The organism is Aromatoleum diolicum (assembly GCF_012910955.1).
Classification (GTDB): Bacteria; Pseudomonadota; Gammaproteobacteria; order Burkholderiales; family Rhodocyclaceae; genus Aromatoleum; species Aromatoleum diolicum.
This window is the reverse complement of the sequence record NZ_WTVQ01000009.1, coordinates 14,682-36,244: the sequence shown is the minus strand read 5'-3', so window position 1 is coordinate 36,244 and position 21,563 is coordinate 14,682. Positions and strand designations below refer to the sequence as shown.

General features: G+C 66.8%; 21 protein-coding genes. 16 read left to right on the top strand and 5 right to left on the bottom strand.

Features of this window, described 5'->3' with window-relative positions; genetic code table 11:
- Genes gatB through gatC form a run of 4 tightly spaced genes read right to left on the bottom strand, consistent with a single transcriptional unit; the run spans window position 1 to window position 3,837 of the window.
- On the bottom strand, window positions 1-1,482 hold the full coding sequence (gene gatB, locus GPA25_RS07355; RefSeq protein ID WP_169259725.1) for an Asp-tRNA(Asn)/Glu-tRNA(Gln) amidotransferase subunit GatB: 1,482 nt from the start codon (window positions 1,480-1,482) through the stop codon (window positions 1-3).
- 24 nt (window positions 1,483-1,506) lie between these two features.
- Window positions 1,507-2,064 (bottom strand): hypothetical protein, encoded by a 558-nt coding sequence (locus GPA25_RS07350; protein WP_246265448.1) that lies wholly within the window; start codon window positions 2,062-2,064, stop codon window positions 1,507-1,509.
- On the bottom strand, window positions 2,040-3,506 hold the full coding sequence (gatA, locus tag GPA25_RS07345) for an Asp-tRNA(Asn)/Glu-tRNA(Gln) amidotransferase subunit GatA (RefSeq protein ID WP_169259724.1): 1,467 nt from the start codon (window positions 3,504-3,506) through the stop codon (window positions 2,040-2,042). The genes GPA25_RS07350 and gatA overlap by 25 nt, the downstream gene beginning before the upstream one ends.
- Window positions 3,507-3,549: 43 nt before the next feature.
- Window positions 3,550-3,837, bottom strand: a complete 288-nt coding sequence (gene gatC, locus GPA25_RS07340) for an Asp-tRNA(Asn)/Glu-tRNA(Gln) amidotransferase subunit GatC (protein WP_169259723.1) — start codon at window positions 3,835-3,837, stop codon at window positions 3,550-3,552.
- 123 nt (window positions 3,838-3,960) lie between these two features.
- On the opposite strand from gatC, the gene GPA25_RS07335 reads away from it, so the two are divergent.
- The 11 genes from GPA25_RS07335 (at window position 3,961) to lipA (ending at window position 14,668) form a co-directional block, all read left to right on the top strand.
- A complete protein-coding gene (locus GPA25_RS07335) occupies window positions 3,961-5,004 on the top strand; it encodes a rod shape-determining protein (RefSeq protein ID WP_169259722.1) in 1,044 nt (347 codons plus the stop codon).
- Between the two features lie 57 nt (window positions 5,005-5,061).
- Entirely contained in the window at window positions 5,062-5,958 is an 897-nt protein-coding gene (gene mreC / locus GPA25_RS07330; RefSeq protein ID WP_169259721.1) for a rod shape-determining protein MreC, read from the top strand.
- Between the two features lie 3 nt (window positions 5,959-5,961).
- Window positions 5,962-6,483: a rod shape-determining protein MreD gene (gene mreD / locus GPA25_RS07325; protein ID WP_169259720.1), complete on the top strand. Its 522-nt coding sequence runs from the start codon at window positions 5,962-5,964 to the stop codon at window positions 6,481-6,483.
- Complete coding sequence (mrdA, locus tag GPA25_RS07320) at window positions 6,483-8,471, top strand: penicillin-binding protein 2 (protein ID WP_169259719.1); 1,989 nt, start codon at window positions 6,483-6,485, stop codon at window positions 8,469-8,471. Before mreD ends, mrdA begins: the two co-directional genes overlap by 1 nt.
- Window positions 8,468-9,610 carry a rod shape-determining protein RodA gene (gene rodA, locus GPA25_RS07315; protein WP_169259718.1) on the top strand — a complete coding sequence of 381 codons (1,143 nt, stop codon included), beginning with the start codon at window positions 8,468-8,470 and terminating at the stop codon, window positions 9,608-9,610. The genes mrdA and rodA overlap by 4 nt, the downstream gene beginning before the upstream one ends.
- Before the next feature lie 16 nt (window positions 9,611-9,626).
- Window positions 9,627-10,640: a septal ring lytic transglycosylase RlpA family protein gene (locus tag GPA25_RS07310; protein WP_169259802.1), complete on the top strand. Its 1,014-nt coding sequence runs from the start codon at window positions 9,627-9,629 to the stop codon at window positions 10,638-10,640.
- 107 nt (window positions 10,641-10,747) lie between these two features.
- Entirely contained in the window at window positions 10,748-11,875 is a 1,128-nt protein-coding gene (locus tag GPA25_RS07305; RefSeq protein WP_169259717.1) for a D-alanyl-D-alanine carboxypeptidase family protein, read from the top strand.
- Window positions 11,876-11,892: 17 nt separating this feature from the next.
- Window positions 11,893-12,750, top strand: a complete 858-nt coding sequence (locus GPA25_RS07300) for an aminotransferase class IV (protein WP_169259716.1) — start codon at window positions 11,893-11,895, stop codon at window positions 12,748-12,750.
- Entirely contained in the window at window positions 12,743-13,015 is a 273-nt protein-coding gene (locus GPA25_RS07295) for a DUF493 family protein (protein ID WP_169259715.1), read from the top strand. Before GPA25_RS07300 ends, GPA25_RS07295 begins: the two co-directional genes overlap by 8 nt.
- The gene (gene lipB, locus GPA25_RS07290) at window positions 13,015-13,665 is read left to right on the top strand and encodes a lipoyl(octanoyl) transferase LipB (RefSeq protein ID WP_343034867.1); all 651 of its coding nucleotides are present in this window, start codon (window positions 13,015-13,017) and stop codon (window positions 13,663-13,665) included. Before GPA25_RS07295 ends, lipB begins: the two co-directional genes overlap by 1 nt.
- A 22-nt stretch (window positions 13,666-13,687) precedes the next feature.
- Window positions 13,688-14,668 carry a lipoyl synthase gene (lipA, locus tag GPA25_RS07285; protein ID WP_343034872.1) on the top strand — a complete coding sequence of 327 codons (981 nt, stop codon included), beginning with the start codon at window positions 13,688-13,690 and terminating at the stop codon, window positions 14,666-14,668.
- 86 nt (window positions 14,669-14,754) lie between these two features.
- Here the strand turns inward: lipA and dksA are convergent, their stop codons facing one another.
- On the bottom strand, window positions 14,755-15,183 hold the full coding sequence (dksA, locus tag GPA25_RS07280; protein ID WP_211162999.1) for an RNA polymerase-binding protein DksA: 429 nt from the start codon (window positions 15,181-15,183) through the stop codon (window positions 14,755-14,757).
- A gap of 147 nt (window positions 15,184-15,330) precedes the next feature.
- Between dksA and GPA25_RS07275 the strand changes: the two genes are divergently transcribed.
- The 5 genes from GPA25_RS07275 (at window position 15,331) to dsrO (ending at window position 21,559) form a co-directional block, all read left to right on the top strand.
- Window positions 15,331-16,014: a DUF4197 domain-containing protein gene (locus tag GPA25_RS07275; RefSeq protein WP_169259712.1), complete on the top strand. Its 684-nt coding sequence runs from the start codon at window positions 15,331-15,333 to the stop codon at window positions 16,012-16,014.
- A 188-nt stretch (window positions 16,015-16,202) separates the two neighbouring features.
- Window positions 16,203-18,191, top strand: a complete 1,989-nt coding sequence (locus GPA25_RS07270) for a UvrD-helicase domain-containing protein (protein WP_169259711.1) — start codon at window positions 16,203-16,205, stop codon at window positions 18,189-18,191.
- 117 nt (window positions 18,192-18,308) lie between these two features.
- Window positions 18,309-18,983 carry a DUF6781 family protein gene (locus tag GPA25_RS07265; protein ID WP_169259710.1) on the top strand — a complete coding sequence of 225 codons (675 nt, stop codon included), beginning with the start codon at window positions 18,309-18,311 and terminating at the stop codon, window positions 18,981-18,983.
- On the top strand, window positions 18,983-20,674 hold the full coding sequence (locus tag GPA25_RS07260; protein WP_169259709.1) for an ABC1 kinase family protein: 1,692 nt from the start codon (window positions 18,983-18,985) through the stop codon (window positions 20,672-20,674). The genes GPA25_RS07265 and GPA25_RS07260 overlap by 1 nt, the downstream gene beginning before the upstream one ends.
- Window positions 20,675-20,806: 132 nt before the next feature.
- Window positions 20,807-21,559 (top strand): sulfate reduction electron transfer complex DsrMKJOP subunit DsrO, encoded by a 753-nt coding sequence (dsrO, locus tag GPA25_RS07255; RefSeq protein WP_169259708.1) that lies wholly within the window; start codon window positions 20,807-20,809, stop codon window positions 21,557-21,559.
- Window positions 21,560-21,563 lie beyond the last annotated feature (4 nt).

The following is a 21,563-nucleotide window of genomic DNA, read 5'->3' as shown; positions in this document are numbered from 1 at the left end:
TCAGCCTTCCAGCTTGCGTTTCAGCAGTTCATTGACCTGCGCCGGGTTGGCCTTGCCCTTGCTGGCTTTCATGACCTGGCCGACCAGCGCGTTGAAGGCCTTGTCCTTGCCGGCGCGGAATTCGTCGACCGATTTCTGGTTCGCGGCGAGGACTTCGTCGATGATCGCTTCGATCGCGCCGGCGTCATTGGTCTGGCGCAGGCCCTGAGCCTCGATGATGGCATCGGCCGCATTGATGTCCTTGCCGCCCTCGCCGTTCCACAAGGCTTCGAACACTTTCTTGCCGATGTTGTTCGAAATCGTGCCGTCGGTGATGCGGGTGACGAGCACGGCGAGTTGCGCGGGCGAGACCGGCGAGCTGGAAATGTCCATTTCGGCCTTGTTCACGCGCGCGGCGACGTCGCCCATCACCCAGTTGGCGCAGGGCTTGGCGAGCGGCACGCCGGCGGCGTCGACCGTCGCCTGGTAGAAGGTGGCGATTTCCTTCGAGGCGGTGAGCGTCGTCGCGTCGTAGGCCGATAGGCCCCATTGCTCGATGAAGCGCGCTTTCATCGCGCCCGGCAGTTCCGGCATTTCCGACTGCACGCGCGCTTTCCATTCCGGCGCGATCACCAGCGGCAGCAGGTCGGGATCGGGGAAGTAGCGGTAGTCGTGCGCGTCTTCCTTCGAACGCATCATGCGCGTCTCGCCGGTGTCCGGGTCGAACAGCACGGTGGCCTGCTGGATCTTGCCGCCATCCTCAATGGTGGCGATCTGCCACTGCACCTCAAAATCGATGGCCTGCTGCAGAAAGCGGAAGGAGTTGAGGTTCTTGATCTCGCGCCGCGTGCCCAGCGGCGCGCCGGGGCGGCGCACGGAGACGTTGGCGTCGCAGCGGAACGAGCCTTCCTGCATGTTGCCGTCGCAGATGTCGATCCAGCGCACCAGCGCGTGCAGCGTGCGCGCATAGGCGACAGCTTCGGCGGAGGAGCGCATGTCGGGTTCGGAGACGATCTCCAGCAGCGGCGTGCCGGCGCGGTTGAGGTCGATGCCGCTCATGCCGTGGAAGTCCTCGTGCAGGCTCTTGCCGGCGTCTTCCTCGAGGTGCGCGCGGGTGAGCTGGACGGTCTTCTCGTACGCCCGATTTTCGCCACTGAGGCCTTCGCCGACGCGGGTCGTGATCGTGCCGCCCTGCACCACCGGCAGCTCGAACTGGCTGATCTGGTAGCCCTTCGGCAGGTCGGGGTAGAAGTAGTTCTTGCGCGCGAACACGCTTTTCGGCGCGACCGTGGCGCCGATCGCGAGGCCGAAGCGGATCGCGCGTTCGACGGCGCCGCGGTTGAGCACCGGCAGCACGCCGGGCAGCGCGATGTCGACGGCGCTGGCCTGCACGTTGGGCGCGGCGCCGAAGGCGGTGCTGGCGCCGGAAAAAATCTTCGAGGCGGTGTTGAGTTGGGCGTGGACTTCCAGCCCGATGACGACTTCCCAATCCGATCTGCTCATCTTCGTATCCGTTGTTTCAGGCGGTCAGGTGCAGCGACCGCTCGGCCGGTCCACCAGGATCGGCCAGACATAATCGAAAGTGCCCCGCGTGCAGCGCTTGGCGCACTCTGTAAACGCGACGGTGACCTGGTCGCCCTGCTCCCACATGCGTACCGTGCAGCCGTCGCGGGCGCGCAGTTCGACGTGGGGCTCCTTGCGCACCTGCTTGAAGTCCACGAGGTCGAACTTGCAGCTGCCGCGCTTGGGTACGTCGACAGTGGCGGCGAAGGCGCGGACTTCGGAATAGCTGATGTCCAGCACGGCGCTGCCGCCGTAGCCAACCTCGTCCTTGAAGCGGCAGTCGGTCTTGACGGTGAGCGGACGCACCGGCATCGGCTTCAGCCGGCCTCGCTCGAGTGCGCGTTCCGGTTCGGCCTCAGCGGCGGCTTGCGCGGCCGATGGCTTGGTAGCGACCGGCTCCGGCTTGCGCTCTGGCGGCGTTGCGCAAGCGCCGAGCAGCAGCGCGGCGGCGAACGTCGCCATCCTGCATGCGAGGCGGAGTTCGCGGGTGTTCATGCTCAGCCCGGACGGCGCAGGTGCCATTCGGTCGCCTGCTGGTACTGGTGGGCGGTGGCGAGCAGGCGTGCCTCGGCGAAGTAGTCGCCGATCAGTTGCAGGCCGACCGGCAGATTGCCGGCGCCGAATCCGCAGGGATGGGACAGCGCCGGCAGGCCGGCGAGGTTCACGGCGATCGTGTAGATGTCCGACAGGTACATCTGCACCGGATCGTCGGCCTTCTCGCCGATCGCCCACGCGGTGGTCGGGCTGGTCGGGCCGGCGATGACGTCGCATTGCGCGAAGGCGGCCTGGAAGTCCTGCGCGATCAGGCGGCGCAACTTCTGCGCCTGCAGGTAGTAGGCGTCGTAGTAGCCGTGCGACAGCACGTAGGTGCCGACGAGGATGCGGCGCTTGACCTCGGCGCCGAAGCCTTCGGCGCGACTCTTCGCATACATCTCGGCGAGGTCGCGGTATTCGGCGGCGCGGTGGCCGTAGCGCACGCCGTCGAAGCGCGACAGGTTGCTCGAGGCTTCGGCCGGCGCGATCACGTAGTAGGCGGGGATCGCGAGCTTGGCGTTGGGCAGGCTCACTTCGACGGTACTCGCGCCGAGCTGGCGGTAAGCGTCGAGTGCGGTGTCGAGTGCAGCACGCACGTCGTCGGCCATGCCTTCGGCGAAGAATTCGCGCGGCAGGCCGATGCGCAGGCCCGTGAGCGGTTTGTCGCCGGCAGCCGGTGCGGCGAGTTCGCGCGTGTAGTCTTCGGCGGGGCGTTCCAGGCTGGTCGAGTCGCGTTGATCGAAGCCGGCCATCGCGGACAGCAGTACCGCACAGTCTGCGGCGGATGCCCCGAAGGCGCCGCCCTGGTCGAGCGAGCTGGCGTAGGCGATCATGCCGTAGCGGCTGACGACGCCGTAGGTCGGCTTGATGCCGGTGACACCGGTGAGCGCGGCGGGCTGGCGCACCGAGCCGCCGGTGTCGGTGCCGGTGGCGATCGGCGCGAGGCGTGCGGCGACTGCGGCGGCGGAACCGCCGGACGAGCCGCCGGGCACGCGGGTGGTGTCCCACGGGTTCTTCACCGGGCCGAAGTGCGAGTTCTCGTTCGACGAGCCCATCGCGAACTCGTCCATGTTGGTCTTGCCCAGGCTGACCGCGCCGGCGGCCTTCAGCAGGGCGACGACGTGGGCGTCGTAGGGGCTGACGAAATTCGACAGCATTTTCGAGCCGCAGGTGGTCAGCACGCCTTCGGTGCAGAACACGTCCTTGTGCGCGAGCGGAATGCCGGTGAGCGGGGCGGCGGTTCCGGCGGCGATGCGTGCATCGGCCGCGCGCGCGGCGGCGAGCGCACCGTCGCGGTCGACGGTGATGAAGGCGTTGAGCGCGGGGTTGTGGCGCTCGATGCGGTCGAGGAACAGGGTCGCGAGTTCGACGCTGGAGACGCGCTTGGCGTCGAGGGCGGCGCGCAGTTCAGTCAGGCTGGCGTTGATCATGGCTTAGTGGGGCGCTGCGGGGCCGCAGTCTGCCCGCTCATCCTTACTCGATAACCTTGGGAACCAGATAGAGTCCGGCTTCGGTCTGCGGTGCAATGTGCTGAAAGGCGTCGCGGCGGTTCGGCTCGGTGGCGACGTCCTCGCGCAGGCGCTGGGCGACGTCCTGCGGGTGGCTCATCGGTTCGACGCCGCTGGTGTCGACCGCCTGCATCTGCTCGATCAGGCCGAAAATTCCGTTCAGCTTGGCGCGGGTGGCTTCGACGTCGCCGTCGGAAAGCTCGATGCGCGCGAGTCCGGCGATACGCCGGACCTGTTCAGTGGATAGCGACATGAGGTAACAAAACCCGCTTAATTCACAAAGGTTTGTAGGTTATCATACTCGTTTGCCGCCAGTCCGGCCGGGCATCTGCCCGCTTCAGTACCCCCCATCTTTACCGGTTTCGGGATTGTCCCCATGTTTGGTTTCCTGCGTTCCTATTTTTCCAACGATCTGGCCATTGACCTTGGCACCGCGAACACGCTGATCTACGTGCGCGGCAAGGGCATCGTGCTCGACGAGCCTTCCGTGGTGGCGATCCGCACCGAAGGCGGCCCCAACGCCAAGCGCACGATCCAGGCGGTCGGTCACGCCGCCAAGCAGATGCTGGGTAAGACACCGGGCAACATCACCGCGATCCGTCCGATGAAGGACGGCGTGATCGCGGACTTCGTCGTCACCGAGCAGATGATCAAACAATTCATCAAGAAGGTGCACGATTCGCGCATGTTCTCGCCGAGCCCGCGCATCATCGTCTGCGTTCCCTGCGGTTCGACCCAGGTCGAGCGTCGTGCGATCCGCGATGCGGCGCTGGCGGCCGGGGCGAGCCAGGTGTACCTGATCGAGGAGCCGATGGCCGCGGCGATCGGCGCCGGTCTGCCGGTGTCGGACGCGACCGGCTCGATGGTCGTCGATATCGGCGGCGGCACCACCGAAGTCGGGGTGATCTCGCTCGGCGGCATGGTGTATGCCGGTTCGGTGCGCGTGGGCGGCGACAAGTTCGACGACTCGATCGTCAACTACATCCGCCGCAACTACGGCATGCTGATCGGCGACACCACCGCCGAGAACATCAAGAAGAACATCGGCTCGGCCTTTCCCGGTTCCGAAGTGCGCGAGATGGAAGTCAAGGGCCGCAACCTCGCCGAAGGCATCCCGCGCAGTTTCACGATTTCCAGTAACGAGATCCTCGAAGCGCTGACCGAGCCGCTCAACCAGATCGTTTCCGCGGTGAAGATCGCGCTCGAGCAGACGCCGCCGGAACTGGGTGCGGACATCGCCGACCGCGGCATGGTGCTCACCGGTGGCGGTGCGCTGCTGCGCGATCTCGACCGCCTGCTGATGGAAGAAACCGGCCTGCCGGTGATCGTTGCCGAAGAGCCGCTGACCTGCGTCGCGCGTGGTTGCGGCATGGCGCTGGAAAAGATGGACAAGCTCGGCTCCATCTTTGCGTCCGAGTAAGTCGCGCTGCGGCGGCAGGCGTTTTCGTCTGTCGCCGTTCGCGGCACAGCACTCACGATGTCCCTCGTAGGCCATCAGTCTCCGCCCATTTTCAAGCAAGGACCGACGCCGCTGCTGCGGCTGTTCGTGCTGGTGTCGGTGTGCCTGGTGATGCTGGTGGCCGACCTGAAATTCCGATATCTCGAAGTGGTGCGCCAGGCGCTGTCGGTGGCGACCTGGCCGCTGCAGATGGCGGCGGCGGCGCCGGTCGACTTCGCACGCAATGCCGCGGTGTATTTCGCTACGCTGGTCGAGGTGCAGCAGGACAATGCCGACCTGCGCAATCGCGAGCTCGAGGCGGCGCAGCGGCTACTGCGTTTCGAGCAGATCGAGGAGGAAAACCGCCGCCTGCGGGGTCTGCTGGAAATGCGTGCGTCGGTGGCGGTCAAGAGCGTCGCCGCGGAAATTCTCTACGACGCGCCGGACCCGTTCTCGCGCAAGGTGATCCTCAACCGCGGCAGCCAGCAGGGTGTCGAGGGCGGCATGGCGGTGGTCAATGAGCAGGGCATGATCGGGCAGGTCACGCGCGTCTATCCGGTGCAGGCCGAAGTCACGCTGCTGACCGACAAGGATCAGGCGGTGCCGGTGCAGGTGGCGCGCAATGGCTTGCGCGGCGTGCTCGCCGGTGCGGGGCAGGGTCGGCTGGAGTTGCGCTTCACGCTGTCCGGGGCCGACGTGCGCGTCGGCGACCGGCTGGTGACGTCCGGGCTGGATGGCCTGTTCCTCGCGGGCCTGCCGGTAGCCGATGTGGTGAGCGTGGACCGCGAGGCGCAGACCTTCGCGGTGATCGTGTGCGAGCCGGTGGCGGGCGTCGAACGCACCACCCAGGTGCTGCTGCTCGGCCGTGCGGAATTTCCGCCGCCGCGCCCCGTGCCGGCCGCGCAACCCGAGGCCCGTGCGGGCAGGAAGGGCTGATCGATGCAACCGACCCATCGCTCCAGCCGCATCCTGCTGCCGGCGAAATCCTGGTTCGCCTACCTGAGCCTGCTGGTTGCCCTCGGCTTGAGCTATATCCCGACCGGCCTGGCGCCCGGCGTGCCGGACTGGGTGGCCCTGGTGCTGGCCTTCTGGTCGATCCGTGAACCGCTGCGCGTGGGCATGGGGGCAGGCTTCGTATTCGGCCTGCTGGTCGATATCGGCCATGGTGCGGCGATGGGTCAGCACGCGCTGGCCTATGTGGTGTTGTGCTATCTGGCCAGCTCCGTGTCGCGCCGTGTGTTGTGGTTTCCGCCGGCGCAACAGGCCCTGCAGATGTTTCCGTTGCTGTTGCTGGTGCAGGTGATGATGGTGCTGGTGCGCCTGCTGGCGGGGGCCGAGTTCCCCGGCTGGTGGTACTTCCTGGCCAGCGTCACCAGCGCGGCACTGTGGGTGCCGCTGAACTACCTGTTGCTGCTGCCGCAGTACCGACCGGTGGATCGGGACGAAAACCGGCCGATCTGATGATGGAATTTCGCACTCCGGACGAGGAACTGGCGGGCTTCCGACGCCGCGTTCTGGTCGCGGGCCTGTTCGTCGCCGTGTGTTTCGGGTTGCTGGCGGCGCGCTTCTATTATCTGCAGGTGCTGCGCTACGATTACTACCACACCCGTGCGGAAGACAACCGCATCGCGCTGCTGCCGATGGTGCCTAACCGCGGCACCATCGCCGACCGCAACGGGGTGGCGGTGGCGCGCAATTACGCCGCGTACACGCTGGAAATCACGCCTTCGCGGGTGAGTGATCTGGAGGCGACGATCGATGCGCTGGCGCAGATCGTGCAGATCGAGCCGCGCGACCGGCGGCGTTTTCGCAAGCTGCTGGAAGAGAGCAAGAACTTCGAGAGCCTGCCGATCCGCACGCGCCTGACCGAAGAGGAGGTCGCGCGCTTCGTCGCGCGGCGCTACCAGTTCCCCGGCGTCGAAGTGCAGGCGCGCCTGTTCCGCGACTACCCGTTCGGGGAACTGGCGTCGCATGTGATTGGCTACATCGGCCGCATCAACCAGCGCGATCAGGAGCGCATCGAGGAAACGGGCGTGGTGGCCAATTACCGCGGCTCCGATTACATCGGCAAGAGCGGTCTGGAGATGAGCTACGAGGCCGAACTGCATGGCATCACGGGCGCCGAGCAGGTCGAGGTGAACGCCGGCGGGCGCGCGGTGCGCCAGTTGTCGCGCACGCCGGCGGTGACCGGCAATGATCTGGATCTGACGCTCGACATCGAGATGCAGAAGATCGCCGAGGCGGCTTTCGGCAATCGCCGCGGCGCGCTGGTCGCGATCGAACCCGCCACCGGCGGCGTGCTGGCGCTGGTGTCGAAGCCGACTTTCGATCCCAACCTGTTCGTCGATGGCATCTCCAACGAGGACTGGAAGTCGCTCAACGATTCGCCCGACCATCCGCTGGTGAACCGCGCGATTTTCAGCACCTACCCGCCGGGCTCGACTTTCAAGCCCTTCATGGCACTGGCGGGCCTGGCTGCGGGCAAGCGCACGATCACCCAGACGATTCCCGATCCCGGCTATTTCATGTTCGGCGGGCGCCGTTTCATGGACGACAAGATCGGCGGTCACGGCATGGTCGATCTGCACAAGTCGATCGTGGTGTCGTGTAACACCTACTACTATCAGCTCGCCAACGATCTGGGCATCGAAGGCATCGCCAATTTCATGCGTCCGCTGGGCTTCGGCTCGCGTACCGGTGTCGATCTGAATGGCGAGGGGGAAGGGGTGCTGCCGACGCCGGATTGGAAGCGCAAGCGGTTCCGCAAGAAGGAGCACCAGAAGTGGTTCGGCGGCGAGACGATTTCGGTCGGCATCGGCCAGGGCTACAACGCCTATACGCCGCTGCAAATGGCCAATGCGCTGGCGGCGGTGGTCAACGACGGCAAGATGTTTCGCCCGCACGTGGTGCGTCACGTGGTGAATCCGGTGACCGGCGAGCGACGGCTGGTGGAGCCCGAGCCGGTACGTCAGCTCGCGCTCAAGCCCGAACACCTCGCGGCGGTGCGTCAGGCGATGGTGGATGTGAACAAGGCCGGTACGGGCGCGCGCGCCTTTGCCGGTGCGCCGTATTCGGCCGGCGGCAAGACCGGTACGGCGCAGGTATTTTCGTTGCGCGGCCAGCGTTACGTCGAAGGCCGCGTGATCGAGCGGCTGCGTGACCACTCGTGGTTCATCGCCTACGCGCCGGCCGACAAGCCGACGATTGCGCTGGCGGTGCTGGTGGAAAACGGCGGTTTCGGCGCGCAGTCGGCGGCGCCGATCGCGCGCCAGGTGATCGACTTTCACCTGCTCGGCAAGCGGCGGGAGCAGCCGGCCGGCGAGGATGCCGCCGCGGTGGACGAAGGTGACGAGGAGCACGCCGAACATGGTGCCGCGGCGCATGAAGGCGCGCCCGATGCCACCCTCGTGCCGCCTGCTGCCGATCCGGCCGGAGGCCAAGTGCAATGACAGAACTGAGCTTTCATCCGCGCCATGTGCTGCGCGCCTTCCTGCGGCCGATCGATCCGCCCTTGATGCTGCTGCTCGCAGCCCTCCTCGGCTTTGCTTTCCTGGTGATGATGAGCGCCTCGCCCGAGCGGCTGCCGTCGCTGCAGGTGAATACGCTGGTGGCATTGGCGGCGATGTGGGTGGCGGCGCGCCTGCCGCCGCAGCGGCTGCTCAGCCTCGCGCTGCCGCTGTATGCGCTGGGGGTGCTGCTGCTGGTGGCCGTGGACCTCTTCGGCGAGACTTCGAAAGGTGCGACGCGCTGGCTGAATATCGGCGTGACCCGTATCCAGCCGTCCGAAATCATGAAGATCGCGATGCCGCTGATGCTCGCGTGGTACTTCCAGCAACGCGAAGGGCAGATCCGTCTGCGCGAATTCATCGTTGCGGGCCTGCTGCTGGTGGTGCCGGTCGGCCTGATCATGATCCAACCCGATCTGGGTACCAGCCTGCTGGTGACGGCGGCCGGCGTGTATGTGATCTTCTTTGCCGGACTGTCATGGAAGCTGATCGCGCCGGTGGTGCTGATCGGGGTGGTCGGCATCGGCGCCATCGTCGGTTTCGGCGATCACCTGTGCCAGCCCGGCGTCGACTGGTATGGCTTGCGCGAATACCAGAAGCACCGCGTGTGCACGCTGCTCGACCCGACGCAGGATCCGCTCGGCAAGGGCTTCCACATCATCCAGTCGACGATCGCAATCGGCTCCGGCGGCGTGCTCGGCAAGGGCTGGATGGACGGCACGCAGACGCACCTCGCGTTCCTGCCCGAACGGCACACCGACTTCATTTTTTCGGTGCTGGCCGAGGAATTCGGCCTGCTCGGCATCGTCGTGCTGCTCGTCACCTACCTGCTGCTGATCCTGCGCGGCTTCGCCATTGCCGCGACGGCGCCGACGCTCGCGAGCCGCTTGCTGGCGGGGGCGATCACGATGATTTTCTTTACTTATGCTTTCGTGAATATGGGCATGGTCAGCGGTATCCTCCCGGTCGTGGGGGTGCCCCTGCCCTTCATCAGCTACGGAGGAACCGCGCTGGTCACGCTGTGTCTCGGGATCGGGATACTCATGAGCATCCAGCGCAGCCGCCTGCTTGCGCAGGCTTGATCGCGGAGACCGCATGATGCCGACGCATACCGTTGAATCCAGCCCGCTGGCGCGCGCGCCGCTGTTCGCCGCCCTGCTGGCGACGGTGCTGGCTGGTTGCGCTACGACATCCCCCATCACCGGTCCGGCAGAGGCGGTGTCACAGGCGGTCCCGCCCGCGGGCAAAGGCTCCGAGGGCGTGCAGAAGCGCGGCGGCGGGTACTACAAGGACGACGGCCCCGGCGACAACCCGCCGGCGAACCTCGACGAGATCCCCGATGCACAACCGCGCGCCGAGCCCTTGCACCGCTTTGCCAACCGGCCGTACGCCGTGTTCGGCGCGAACTACGTGCCCGCCACCGCGGTGCAGCCGTTCCGCCAGCTCGGGCGCGCCAGCTGGTACGGCCGGCGCTTTCACGGCAAGCCGACGTCCAGCGGCGAAGCCTATGACATGTACGGCATGACTGCCGCACATCCGACGCTGCCGATCCCGAGCTATGCGCGCGTCACGCACCGTGCGAGCGGCCGATCGGTGGTCGTGCGCGTGAACGACCGCGGCCCCTTCCACAAGGGCCGCATCATGGATTTGTCCTACGCCGCGGCGCATCGCCTCGGCTATGTGAATGTCGGCAGTGCCGAGGTCGAGGTCGAGGCGATCGTGCCCGACGGCGTCGAGATGATCGCCACCGCGACGCCGGTGCCGCCACTGCGCGGGCGCAAGCCGGTGATGCTCGCCGCGCCGCAGCCCGTGGCCCCGCCCGAGCCCGAGCCGCCGCTGCAGCTTGCCGCAGCCGAGGCGACTGCACTGGACAGCGCGACGCGTGGCGTCTTCCTGCAGCTCGGCGTGTTTTCCACCGCGGCCAATGCCGAGGGGTTTCGCGGCATGGTGCGCGATGCCTTTGCGGAGTTTGCCGATCGGCTCGAGGTGCTGCACGACGGCAGCCGCTACCGCCTGCACCTGGGGCCTTTCGCGTCAACCGACGCAGCGCGCGGGGACGCAGAGCGCATTGCGCGCGAACTGAAATTCCGTCCGCTGGTGGTCAATCGCTGAATGTGCGCTGAACCAATCGGTGCCGGCGTTGGTCTGCTCCCCGGGGCCGAACTATAATCTCCGGCTTCGCTTCCTTTTCTCTTCCTCCCACAAGACTGCTGATTCTCATGCGTTTTTTCACCGCCCTGCTGTTCGCTGTCATTTCCCTTGCCGCTTCTGCCCAGACTGTCCCGGCGCCGACCCTGGCCGCCCGCTCCTGGCTGCTGATGGACCAGGCCACCGGCCAGGTGCTTGCGGCGCGCGAGCCCGATACGCGCATCGAGCCGGCCTCGCTGACCAAGCTGATGACCGCCTACCTGACCTTCTCGGCGCTCAAGAGCGGCAGCATCACGTTGCAGCAGGTGGTGCCGGTGTCGGAGAAGGCCTGGCGCATGGAAGGCTCGCGCATGTTCATCCAGCCCGACAAGCCGGTGGCGGTCGAGGAGCTGGTGCAGGGCATGATCATCCAGTCGGGTAACGACGCCTGCGTCGCGCTGGCCGAGCTGATTGCCGGCAGCGAGGAATCCTTCGCCCACCTGATGAACCGCGAAGCGCAGCGCCTGGGCATGAAGAACACCAACTTCACGAATTCCTCCGGCCTGCCCGACCCCAACCACTACACCACCGCGCGCGACCTGTCGCTGCTCGCGTCGGCGATCTCGCGCGACTTCCCCGAGTACTACCGTTACTACTCGCAGAAGGAATACCGCTACAACAACATCACCCAGCCGAACCGCAACCGCCTGCTGTGGCTCGACCCGACCGTCGACGGCCTCAAGACCGGCCACACCGCGAATGCCGGCTATTGCCTGATCGCGTCGGCGTTGCGCGGCCCGCGCCGCCTCGTGTCGGTGGTGCTGGGCACCGATTCGGACACCATCCGCGCGCAGGAATCGCTCAAGCTGCTCAATTACGGTTTCCAGTTCTTCGATACCGCCAAGCTGTACTCGGGCGGTCAGGAACTGTCGCGATTTCGCGTGTGGAAGGGCACTATCAACGAACTGCCGGTCGGTTTCGTGAACGACTTCGTGATGTCGCTGCCGAAGGGCCAGGCGGAAAAGATCCAGAGCCAGCTCACCAGCCTGCAGCCGGTCGTCGCGCCGCTGCAGAAAGGGCAGCAGGTCGGCACGCTGCAGCTCAGCCTGGACGGCAAGGCGATCGGCGAATACCCGGTCGTGGCGCTGCAGGACGTGCCGGTGGCGGGCTTCTTCGGCCGCCTGTGGGATACGCTGCGGCTGTGGATCAAGAGCCTGTAAGGCGCGCGGAGGCGCACATGAGCATCTGCTACCTGGACGGCACGTATCAGCCGCTCGCGGAGGCGCGCATTTCGCCGATGGACCGCGGCTTCCTGTTCGGCGATGGCGCCTACGAGGTCATCCCGGTATATTCGCGCCGGCCGTTCCGGCTCGATCAGCACATCGAGCGCCTCGGCCACACGCTCGCCGCGATCCGCCTGCCCAACCCGCATGATGCCGCCGGCTGGGCCGCGATCATCGCCGAGATCATCGCGCGTAACCCGTGGGTGGACCAGTCGATCTACCTGCACGTCTCGCGCGGCCCCGACGACAAGCGCAACCATGCCTTCCCGGCGCAGATGCGGCCGACCGTGTTCCTGACGAGCGAGGCGCTCGTCACCACGCCGGCGGCGCAGCTCGCCAAAGGCGTTGCGGCGGTCAGTGCGGCGGATTTCCGCTGGCTGCGCTGTGATCTCAAGACGACGGCGCTGCTCGCGAACTGCCTGCTGCGCCAGGTTGCGGTCGACTGCGGCTGCGCCGAGACGGTGCTGTTCCGCGACGGTTTCCTCACCGAGGGCGCGGCGTCGAACATCTTCGTCGTGCGCGATGGCGTGCTGCTGGCGCCGCCGAAGAGTCACCTGATGCTGCCCGGCATCACTTACGACGTGGTGCTGGAACTGGCCGCCCGCCACGCGCTGCCGCACGTGGTGCGCGAGATCCTCGAGGACGAGGTGCGCAGCGCCGACGAGTTGTGGATGACCTCGTCGACGAAGGAAGTGCTCGCCATCACCGCGCTCGACGAGCGCCCGGTGGGCTCCGGTGAGCCCGGCCCGATGGGGCGGCAGATGTATGCCTGGTATCAGGACTTCAAGACTACGGTGATGCGCGGTGGCTGACGAAACCCGACAAACCCTCATCGAATTCCCGTGCGAATTCCCGATCAAGATCATGGGCGCGCGCGTCGACGAGTTCGCCCAGGCGGTGGTCGCCGTGGTGCTGAAGCATGCGCCCGACTTCGATCCCGCGACGGTGCAGATGCGCCCGTCGAGCAAGGGCAACTACCTCGCGCTGACCTGCACCATTCATGCGGTGTCGCAGGCGCAGCTCGATGCGCTGTACCGCGAATTAAGCGCTCACGCGCTGGTCAAGGTGGTGCTGTAGTGCAGGCTGGCGACACGCTGCCGCCGGTCGTGCATCGCTTGGGTCTGGTCGATTACGAGCCGACCTGGGCGGCGATGCGCGCCTTCACCGACGCGCGCACGGCCGACACGCCCGACGAACTGTGGCTGTTGCAGCACCCGCCGGTGTTCACGCTCGGCCAGGCCGGCAAGCCCGAGCACCTGCTGCGCGAAACCGGCATTCCGCTGGTGAAGATCGACCGCGGCGGGCAGATCACCTACCACGGTCCCGGGCAGATCGTGGTGTACCTGCTGATCGACCTGCACCGCCGCCACCTCAAGGTGCGCGAGCTGGTGACACTGATGGAGCAGGCGCTCATCGACTGCCTCGCCGATTACGGACTGGCTGCCGAACGCAAGGACGGCGCGCCCGGCGTGTATATCGACGGCGCCAAGATCGCCGCACTGGGGCTGCGCGTGCGCAACGGCTGCAGCTACCACGGCCTGGCGCTGAACGTCGATGCGGACCTTGCGCCATTCTCGGCGATCAACCCCTGCGGCTACGAGGGCCTGCAGACCATCAGGATGAAAGATTTCGGCGTGACCGACGGCGTGGACCAGGTGGGCGAGCGGCTGCTCGCGCACCTGCTGCGCCTGCTGCCGCCGCACACCCCGGCCGCCGAACGGCCATAATGAATCGGGCGGCACAACTGCCCTGACACGACACAGAGAGACGAGAGACTTCGCCATGGAAACCCCCAACCGCAAGCAGCGTGGCGCCGACAAGACCGCGCGCATCCCGATCAAGATCGTTCCGGCCGAACGCCTGAAGAAACCCGAGTGGATCCGCATCAAGCTCGGCGCCGGCCACGAGGCCGAACGCTTCAACGAGATCAAGGCCACGCTGCGTGACCACAAGCTGCATACCGTGTGCGAGGAAGCGTCGTGCCCGAACATCCATGAATGCTTCGGCAAGGGCACTGCGACCTTCATGATCATGGGCGACATCTGCACGCGCCGCTGCCCGTTCTGCGATGTCGGCCACGGCCGCCCCGAGCCGCTCAATGCGAACGAGCCGAAGGAACTGGCGGAAACGATCGCGGCGATGCGCCTGAACTACGTCGTGATCACCAGCGTCGACCGCGATGACCTGCGCGATGGTGGCGCCCAGCACTTCGTCGACTGCATCCGCGAGACTCGCGCGGCCTCGCCGAAGACCGCGATCGAGGTGCTGGTGCCGGATTTTCGCGGGCGCATGGACATCGCGCTGGAAATTTTCGACCAGGCGGCCCCGGACGTCATGAACCACAACATGGAAACCGTGCCGCGGCTGTACAAGCAGGCGCGCCCGGGGGCCGACTACGAGTATTCGCTACGTCTGCTGAAGGAGTTCAAGGCGCGCCATCCCGACGTGCCGACGAAGTCGGGCCTGATGGTGGGCCTCGGCGAGACCGACGAGGAGATTCTCGAAGTGCTGCGCGACCTGCGCGCGCACGACGTCGAAATGCTGACGATCGGCCAGTACCTGCAGCCGTCGACGGGGCACCTGCCGGTGCTGCGCTACGTGCACCCCGACACCTTCAAGATGTTCGAGCGCGAAGCCCTCGCGATGGGCTTCAAGAATGCCGCCTGCGGTCCGATGGTGCGTTCGAGTTACTGGGCCGACCAGCAGGCCCACGGCGCCGGCGTGGTGTGACACGCCGCCCTGCGGGGTGAGCAGCACCGAAGGGCGTGGGTGCGGGGGCGTGTCCCCGGCACCCACGCCCTTCGCTTTTGTCGGCTTTATCGGTACAGGCGTTCGGCGCGCTCGTGGCGCTCCTGTTCTTCCAGACTGAGCGTTGCGGTCGGGCGTGCCAGCAGGCGCCCGATGCCGATCGGTTCGCCGCTGACTTCGCAGTAGCCATAGGAGCCGTCGTCGATGCGGCGCAGCGCGGCTTCCACCTTGTGCAGCAGCTTCAGTTCGCGGTCGCGGATACGCTGCTCCAGCACCTGTTCCTCTTCCTGCGTGGCGCGGTCGGCCTCGTCCGGCGTGGCCACCGTTTCGCGCAGGTGCGAGCGCGTCTCCTCGCTGTTTTCGCGCAACTCATCCTGCAACTTGAGCAGGAGTTGGCGGAAAAACTCCAGTTGCGCCGCGTTCATGTAGTCGTCGGCCGGCATTGCCAGCAGCTCGGCTTCGGAGAGCTGACCATTGCGGGTTGCTGTCGCGTTCATCATGGGTTCTCCGTGTTGCTGCCGTCTCGCCAATTCCGGCGGGGCGGTTCTGTCAATAAGTGAAAAGGCTGCATGACGGAAGCACATCAAGTCCGTGTGCGCGGTTATGCTGGTGTTCCGTCAAAGTCAGCCTGCCTGGAGACCGTCATGCGTTGCATTCTGAGAGCTTTCGCCCTGCTTGTCATCTGTGTGCCGGTATGGGCGGCCGGTTTGGCTAATATCACCGACGGCGAGGCCTCCGGTGGCCTGCGCGAGGCGCTGACCCAGGGGGCCAACCGCGCGGTGCAGGTGCTCGGTGCCAAGGACGGTTTTCTCGGCAACCCGAAGGTGAAGATTCCGCTGCCGGACGGGCTCGCCCAGGCTGAGCCGGCGCTGCGCATGATGGGCCGCGGCAAGGATCTAGACAAGCTGGTGACGGCGATGAACCGCGCCGCCGAGGCGGCGGTACCCGAGGCGAAGACGCTGCTGGTCGATGCTGTGAAGCAGATGTCGGTGGATGACGCGCGCCGGATTCTCGGCGGCGGCGACGACTCGGTGACGCAGTACTTCAAATCGAAAACGCAGACGCGCCTGACCGAGAAGTTCCTGCCCGTGGTGAAGGGCAGTACCGATCGCCTGGCCCTCGCCGAGCAGTACAACAAGATCGCCGGCCAGGCCGCGAGCTTCGGACTCGTCAAGGGCGAAGATGCGCAGATCGAAGGCTATGTGACGCGTCGGGCGCTCGACGGGCTGTATCTGATGATCGCCGAGGAAGAACGCGCGATCCGCAGCAACCCCGTGGCTGCCGCGGGCTCTCTGGCGCAGAAGGTGTTCGGCGCGCTCGGGCGCTAGCGGGCGGCTGCACGGCCTTGCGGGGCGGATGGCGCCTTCGGCTTATCCGCGCGACGCGGGGTACTTGCGTCCGCTTCGGTTGTAACGAACCCGAAGTCGCGGAGTTGATGCGGTAAAATTCGCGATGGCGCCGCCCGAGGGTGGCGCCAGTCATTTTCGCCGCACGCGATTCCCCCCAAGCAAGGCCCATGTCCGCCCTCCTCAATGCCCCGCAGCGCGAAGCGATCCATTATCTGGACGGCCCCAGCCTGGTGCTGGCCGGCGCCGGCAGCGGCAAGACGCGGGTCATCACGCACAAGATCGCGCACCTGATCAACGGCTGCGGCCTCAATCCGTCGAACATCGCAGCGATCACCTTCACCAACAAGGCGGCGAAGGAGATGCAGGAGCGCGTCGCCGGGCTGATGGGCGGGCGCGCGCCGGGCGGGCTGACGGTGTGCACCTTCCATGCGCTGGGGGTGAAGATCATCCGCCAGGAGGCGAAGCATTGCGGGCTGAAGCCGCAGTTCTCGATCCTCGATGCGTCCGATACGGTGCAGATCGTCGCCGATGTGTCGCGGGATTCGGACAAGGCGCGCTCGAAGGCGATGCAGTGGCAGATCTCGGGCTGGAAGAACGCGATGATCACGCCGGCGGAAGCGGCGCAGCTTGCCGACAATGAACTGGCGTCGGCCGCCGCGCAGCTCTATGCGGAATACGAGCGCACGCTGCGCGCCTACCAGGCGGTCGATTTCGACGACCTGATCAGCCTGCCGGTGCGCCTGTTCGAGGACAACCCGGAGGTGCGCGAGCGTTGGCAGAACAAGCTGCGCTACCTGCTCGTCGATGAATACCAGGACACCAACCGCGCGCAGTACCGCCTGCTGCGCCAGCTCTCCGGCGTGCGCGGGGCCTTCACCGCGGTGGGCGACGACGATCAGGCGATCTACGCGTGGCGCGGCGCCGATGTCGAGAACCTGAAGCTGCTGCAGCAGGATTACCCGAAGCTGAAGGTGATCAAGCTGGAGCAGAACTACCGTTCCTCGCGGCGCATCCTGACCGCGGCCAATACGGTGATCGCGAACAACGAGAAGCTTTTCGAGAAGCGCCTGTGGTCCGAGCATGGCGACGGTGATCAGGTCGTGGTGACCGCATGCCGCGACGCCGAGCACGAGGCCGAATGGGTGGCGTCGAAGATCAACGCGCACAAGTTCGAGTTCCGCACGAAATTCTCCGACTACGCGATCCTGTACCGCGGCAATCACCAGGCGCGGCTGATCGAGCAGCAGTTGCGCAACCAGAAGATCCCCTACGCGATTTCCGGCGGCCAGTCCTTCTTCGACAAGGCCGAGATCCGCGACCTGATCTCCTACCTGCGCCTGCTGATGAACGAGGACGACGATCTCGCCTACATCCGCGCGATCACCACGCCGCGCCGCGGCATCGGCGCCAGCACCATCGAGGCGCTGGGCAGCTACGCCGGGCGGCGTCATGTGAGCATGTTCGCCGCGAGCTTCGAGGAAGGCGCGGCGCACGCGCTGAGCGCGCGCCAGCTCGAGCAGGTGCAGGAGTTCGGCAATTTCATCAACCGCCTGCAGTACCGCGCGACGCGCGAGCCGGCGGCGCGCCTGCTCGAAGACCTGCTCGCGGCGATCCGCTACGAGGCGTGGCTGTTCGAGCACTTCGACACGCGCGAGGCGGAGTCGAAGTGGAACAACGTGCGTGACTTCGTCGGCTGGCTCGGCAGGAAGGGCGAGGCGGACGGCAAGAACCTGATCGAGCTGACGCAGACGATCGCGCTGATCTCGATGCTCGACAAGGAAGATGCGGAGTTCGACGGCGTGCAGCTGGCGACGCTGCATGCGTCGAAGGGGCTGGAGTTCAAGCACGTGTTCCTGATCGGCGTCGAGGAAGGCCTGTTGCCGCACCAGTCGAGCATCGACGAGGACAAGGTCGAGGAGGAGCGGCGCCTGATGTACGTCGGCATCACGCGCGCGCAGCGCAGCCTCAACATCACCTGGTGCGAGCGGCGCAAGGCCGGCAAGGAGACGCGCACCTGCGATCCGTCGCGCTTCATCGAGGAGATGGGCGGCGACATCAAGACCAACGACCGCAAGTCGAACGCGCCGGTATCGAAGGAGGAAGGCCGCGCGCGCGTCGCCAACCTGATGGCGATGCTCGAAGGGCGCGGCGGCTGAATCGGCGACGTCCCCGCCGGATGGTCGTCGGCACCGCAGCGTGACATCTACCCAATCCCGCATGAGTGGGCTATCAATACAATGTACTAGCCAGAAATGCGAGGACAGGGGGGAATCATGAGCCAGGACGTGGAAAGGATCGAGCACGACGTGCAGGCCGCTCTGGATGGCGAGGAGGCGTCGATTGCCGAGCGCGTGCGCGCCATCACGCTGCGGGCATTGTCGCAGGGCGTGCTGGATGCGGCGGCGCTGAGAAAGGTGATGGGGGCCGTGGTGACGGGCGCGCAGCAGGGCATTGCCCGTCCCGGCGGCGAGCGCACCGCAGCGCTGCGCGAGGCCGTGCGGGGGCTCGACGAGGCGCTGGTATCGGCTGCGGAAGCCACCCAGCTGGCCGTGCAGGAGGCCGCGTCGCGCACCGGCGAGTTCTCGCGCGAGAGTCTGAAGACGGCCGTGGATCAGCTCGGGGCGCTGGAATCACAGTTCGTCGATACGCTGGCCGATGCGGCGAAAAGTGCGAGCGGACATGCCCAGGCGACGCTGCGGGATCTTGCCGAGCATGCGCGCAACAGCGGCACGGCGGTGGGAGGACGGGTCGGCTCCGCGCTGTCGCAACTCGCGCGCGCCGTTCCCGCGGCGGCGCGCGAGCAGGTCGAAGGCGGCAGGCAGACGCTGCGCAACGAGGCGACCCTGCTCGCGAGCCTTGCGGCGGGGGTGCTGCGGGGCATTGCCGATCGCCTGCATGCGGCGCCGCCGGACAAGACCGAGCCCCCGCCGACTGACCGCAGCAACTGATGTTCTGGCAGGCCATCGGCGCCGCGCGCGATCTCGCGCGGGCGCACGACATCGCGGCCGTCCTGATCCGCTATGGCTTCGGCGACCTGGTGCGCCGTATCGGCATGGCCGAGGCGCTGGAGCGGGCCGGCAAGGCTTTGCACTGGCGTGCGCCGGAGGAGCTGGCGCGGCTGGAGCCGCCGGCGCGCGTGCGCCGCGCCCTCGAGGAGCTCGGTCCGACCTTCATCAAGCTGGGGCAGATCCTCGCGACACGGGTGGATCTGTTCGCACCGGAGTGGATCGCGGAATTCGGCAAGCTGCAGGATGCGGCGCCGGCGGTGCCTTTTGCCACGATCCGCGCGCAGCTCGCCGAAGATCTCGGCGAGGATCCCGCGACGGTTTTCGCGGCGCTCGAAACCAGCCCGCTGGCGGCGGCGTCGCTGGCCCAGGTGCACCGCGCCAGGCTTGCCGACGGACGTGAGGTCGTCCTCAAGGTGCGACGCCCCGGCATCCGCCCGACGGTCGAGGCCGATCTGCATCTGCTCGCGCGCCTCGCCGAGATCATCGACGCCGAAGCCCCCGATCTGCGGCGCTACCGGCCGCGCGAGGTGGTGCAGGAATTCACCCATTCGCTGCGCCGTGAACTGGACTTCGCGGCCGAGTGCCGCAATGCCGAACGCATTGCGGCGCGCTTTGTCGATCAACCGCACATCGTCGTGCCGGCGATCCACTGGCAGTGGTGCGGCGAGCGGCTGAATGTGCAGGACTACGTCGACGGCATCCCCGGCCATGACATGGTGGCAGCCGACGCCGCCGGCCTCGACCGCAAGCTGCTGGCGCGCCGTGGTGCCGCAGCGGTGTTGAAAATGATGCTGCAGGACGGCTTCTTCCATGCCGATCCGCACCCCGGCAATGTCTTCTACCTGCCGGACAACTGCATCGCCTTCATCGACTTCGGCATGGTCGGGCGCCTGTCGGAGACGCGGCGCTACGAGCTCGCGTTGTTGCTGCACGGACTGGTGAGTCACCAGTCCGAACTCGTCGCCCGGGTGCTGCTCGACTGGCGCAGCACCATCGACGGCGACGCGGACGCCGACCCCGCGCGCCTGCGCGCCGAAATCGACGCTTTCGTCGACCAATACAGCGGGGTACCGCTGAAGCAGCTCGATCTCGGCGCGATGCTGACCGATCTGGTGGCGATCCTGCGCGAACACGGGCTGGCGCTGCCGCCCGACCTGTCGCTGCTGGTCAAGGCCTTCATCACCCTCGAGGGCATGGGCCGCCAGCTCGACCCCGGGTTCGACATGGGCGCCGAGGCGGCGCCCTTCCTGCGACGCGTGCTGCTGGCGCACAACGCCCCGGCGGCGCTGGCGAAGCGCGGCTGGCGCGCGCTGAGCGGCACGCTGGACGTGCTCGCCGGCCTGCCGCAGGACCTGAGCGAGATGCTGCGTGCCGGGCGGCGCGGCAAACTGCAGATCCAGGTCGAAGTGGTGTCGCTGAAGCGCTTCGGCGAGCAGCTTGACCGCGCCGCCAGCCGCATGACGATCGGCATCGTCACCGCGGCGCTGATCATCGGCTCGGCGATCGTCATGACGGTGGTGCGCGATCCGGCGCTGGCCGGTCTGCGCACTTTCGGCCTGCTCGGCTTCCTCGGCGCCGCCGTCGGCGGGATCTGGGTGTTGCTCTCGATCTGGCGCGGGCGGAAGGGATAGCGGCACTCTTTCCGCGGCGCATGGGCCGCGCAATAGGTAAATTCATCTAGGCGCCTCGCCGATATACCCGATATTCGTGTGGTCTTTGCCGGCATACAGTGACAGCGACTCCCAAACCTCTGGAGCGCTGTCATGAAAGACCACAATCCGCCCACCGCAGCGCCCGCGACGTCGCCTTCGCGGCGGGCATTCCTGCGCGGCATCCCGGTGCTCACCGCGGCCGCGGCGATGGCGCCTGCCCCGGTGCTGGCCGCCGACGCCACGCACCACTGGGCGATGCTCGTCGATGTGCGCAAATGCATCGGCTGCCAGGCCTGCACCGTCGCCTGCATCCAGGAAAACGCGGTGCCGGAAGGCAGCTTCCGCACCTTCGTGTCGACCTATAGCGTCAAGCTCGCCGACGCCGAACAGCCGGCCGGCACTTACATGCTGCCGCGCCTGTGCAACCACTGCGACCAGCCGCCCTGCGTGCCGGTGTGCCCGGTCGGCGCGACCTTCAAGCGTGCGGACGGCATCGTCGTCGTCGATGGCGACCGCTGCGTCGGCTGCGCGTACTGCGTGCAGGCCTGTCCGTATGACGCACGCTTCATCAATCACGACACCGACAAGGCCGAAAAATGCACCTTCTGCGCGCATCGGGTCGACGCCGGACTGCTGCCGGCATGCGTCGAAACCTGTGTCGGCGGGGCGCGCATCTTCGGTGATCTGAACGACCCTGCGGGCGAGCTGCGGCGGCGGCTCGACGCGGCGAAGGCCGAAGTGAAGGTGCTGAAGCCCGAGTCTGGCACCGAACCGCGGGTGTTCTACATCGGTCTCGACGAGCGCTTCCAGGGCAGGGTCGAAGGCCAGGGCACGCTGTGGCAGCCGCGCGCAACGCACGGCTGAACGG

What these genes read in the sequence shown, in the direction of transcription:
- gatB (WP_169259725.1), bottom strand. Translation starts at nt 1,482, where the DNA reads ATGAGCAGATCGGATTGGGAAGTCGTCATCGGGCTGGAAGTCCACGCC.
- GPA25_RS07350 (WP_246265448.1), bottom strand. Translation starts at nt 2,064, where the DNA reads ATGGCACCTGCGCCGTCCGGGCTGAGCATGAACACCCGCGAACTCCGC.
- gatA (WP_169259724.1), bottom strand. Translation starts at nt 3,506, where the DNA reads ATGATCAACGCCAGCCTGACTGAACTGCGCGCCGCCCTCGACGCCAAG.
- gatC (WP_169259723.1), bottom strand. Translation starts at nt 3,837, where the DNA reads ATGTCGCTATCCACTGAACAGGTCCGGCGTATCGCCGGACTCGCGCGC.
- GPA25_RS07335 (WP_169259722.1), top strand. Translation starts at nt 3,961, where the DNA reads ATGTTTGGTTTCCTGCGTTCCTATTTTTCCAACGATCTGGCCATTGAC.
- mreC (WP_169259721.1), top strand. Translation starts at nt 5,062, where the DNA reads ATGTCCCTCGTAGGCCATCAGTCTCCGCCCATTTTCAAGCAAGGACCG.
- mreD (WP_169259720.1), top strand. Translation starts at nt 5,962, where the DNA reads ATGCAACCGACCCATCGCTCCAGCCGCATCCTGCTGCCGGCGAAATCC.
- mrdA (WP_169259719.1), top strand. Translation starts at nt 6,483, where the DNA reads ATGATGGAATTTCGCACTCCGGACGAGGAACTGGCGGGCTTCCGACGC.
- rodA (WP_169259718.1), top strand. Translation starts at nt 8,468, where the DNA reads ATGACAGAACTGAGCTTTCATCCGCGCCATGTGCTGCGCGCCTTCCTG.
- GPA25_RS07310 (WP_169259802.1), top strand. Translation starts at nt 9,627, where the DNA reads ATGCCGACGCATACCGTTGAATCCAGCCCGCTGGCGCGCGCGCCGCTG.
- GPA25_RS07305 (WP_169259717.1), top strand. Translation starts at nt 10,748, where the DNA reads ATGCGTTTTTTCACCGCCCTGCTGTTCGCTGTCATTTCCCTTGCCGCT.
- GPA25_RS07300 (WP_169259716.1), top strand. Translation starts at nt 11,893, where the DNA reads ATGAGCATCTGCTACCTGGACGGCACGTATCAGCCGCTCGCGGAGGCG.
- dksA (WP_211162999.1), bottom strand. Translation starts at nt 15,183, where the DNA reads ATGAACGCGACAGCAACCCGCAATGGTCAGCTCTCCGAAGCCGAGCTG.
- GPA25_RS07275 (WP_169259712.1), top strand. Translation starts at nt 15,331, where the DNA reads ATGCGTTGCATTCTGAGAGCTTTCGCCCTGCTTGTCATCTGTGTGCCG.
- GPA25_RS07270 (WP_169259711.1), top strand. Translation starts at nt 16,203, where the DNA reads ATGTCCGCCCTCCTCAATGCCCCGCAGCGCGAAGCGATCCATTATCTG.
- GPA25_RS07265 (WP_169259710.1), top strand. Translation starts at nt 18,309, where the DNA reads ATGAGCCAGGACGTGGAAAGGATCGAGCACGACGTGCAGGCCGCTCTG.
- GPA25_RS07260 (WP_169259709.1), top strand. Translation starts at nt 18,983, where the DNA reads ATGTTCTGGCAGGCCATCGGCGCCGCGCGCGATCTCGCGCGGGCGCAC.
- dsrO (WP_169259708.1), top strand. Translation starts at nt 20,807, where the DNA reads ATGAAAGACCACAATCCGCCCACCGCAGCGCCCGCGACGTCGCCTTCG.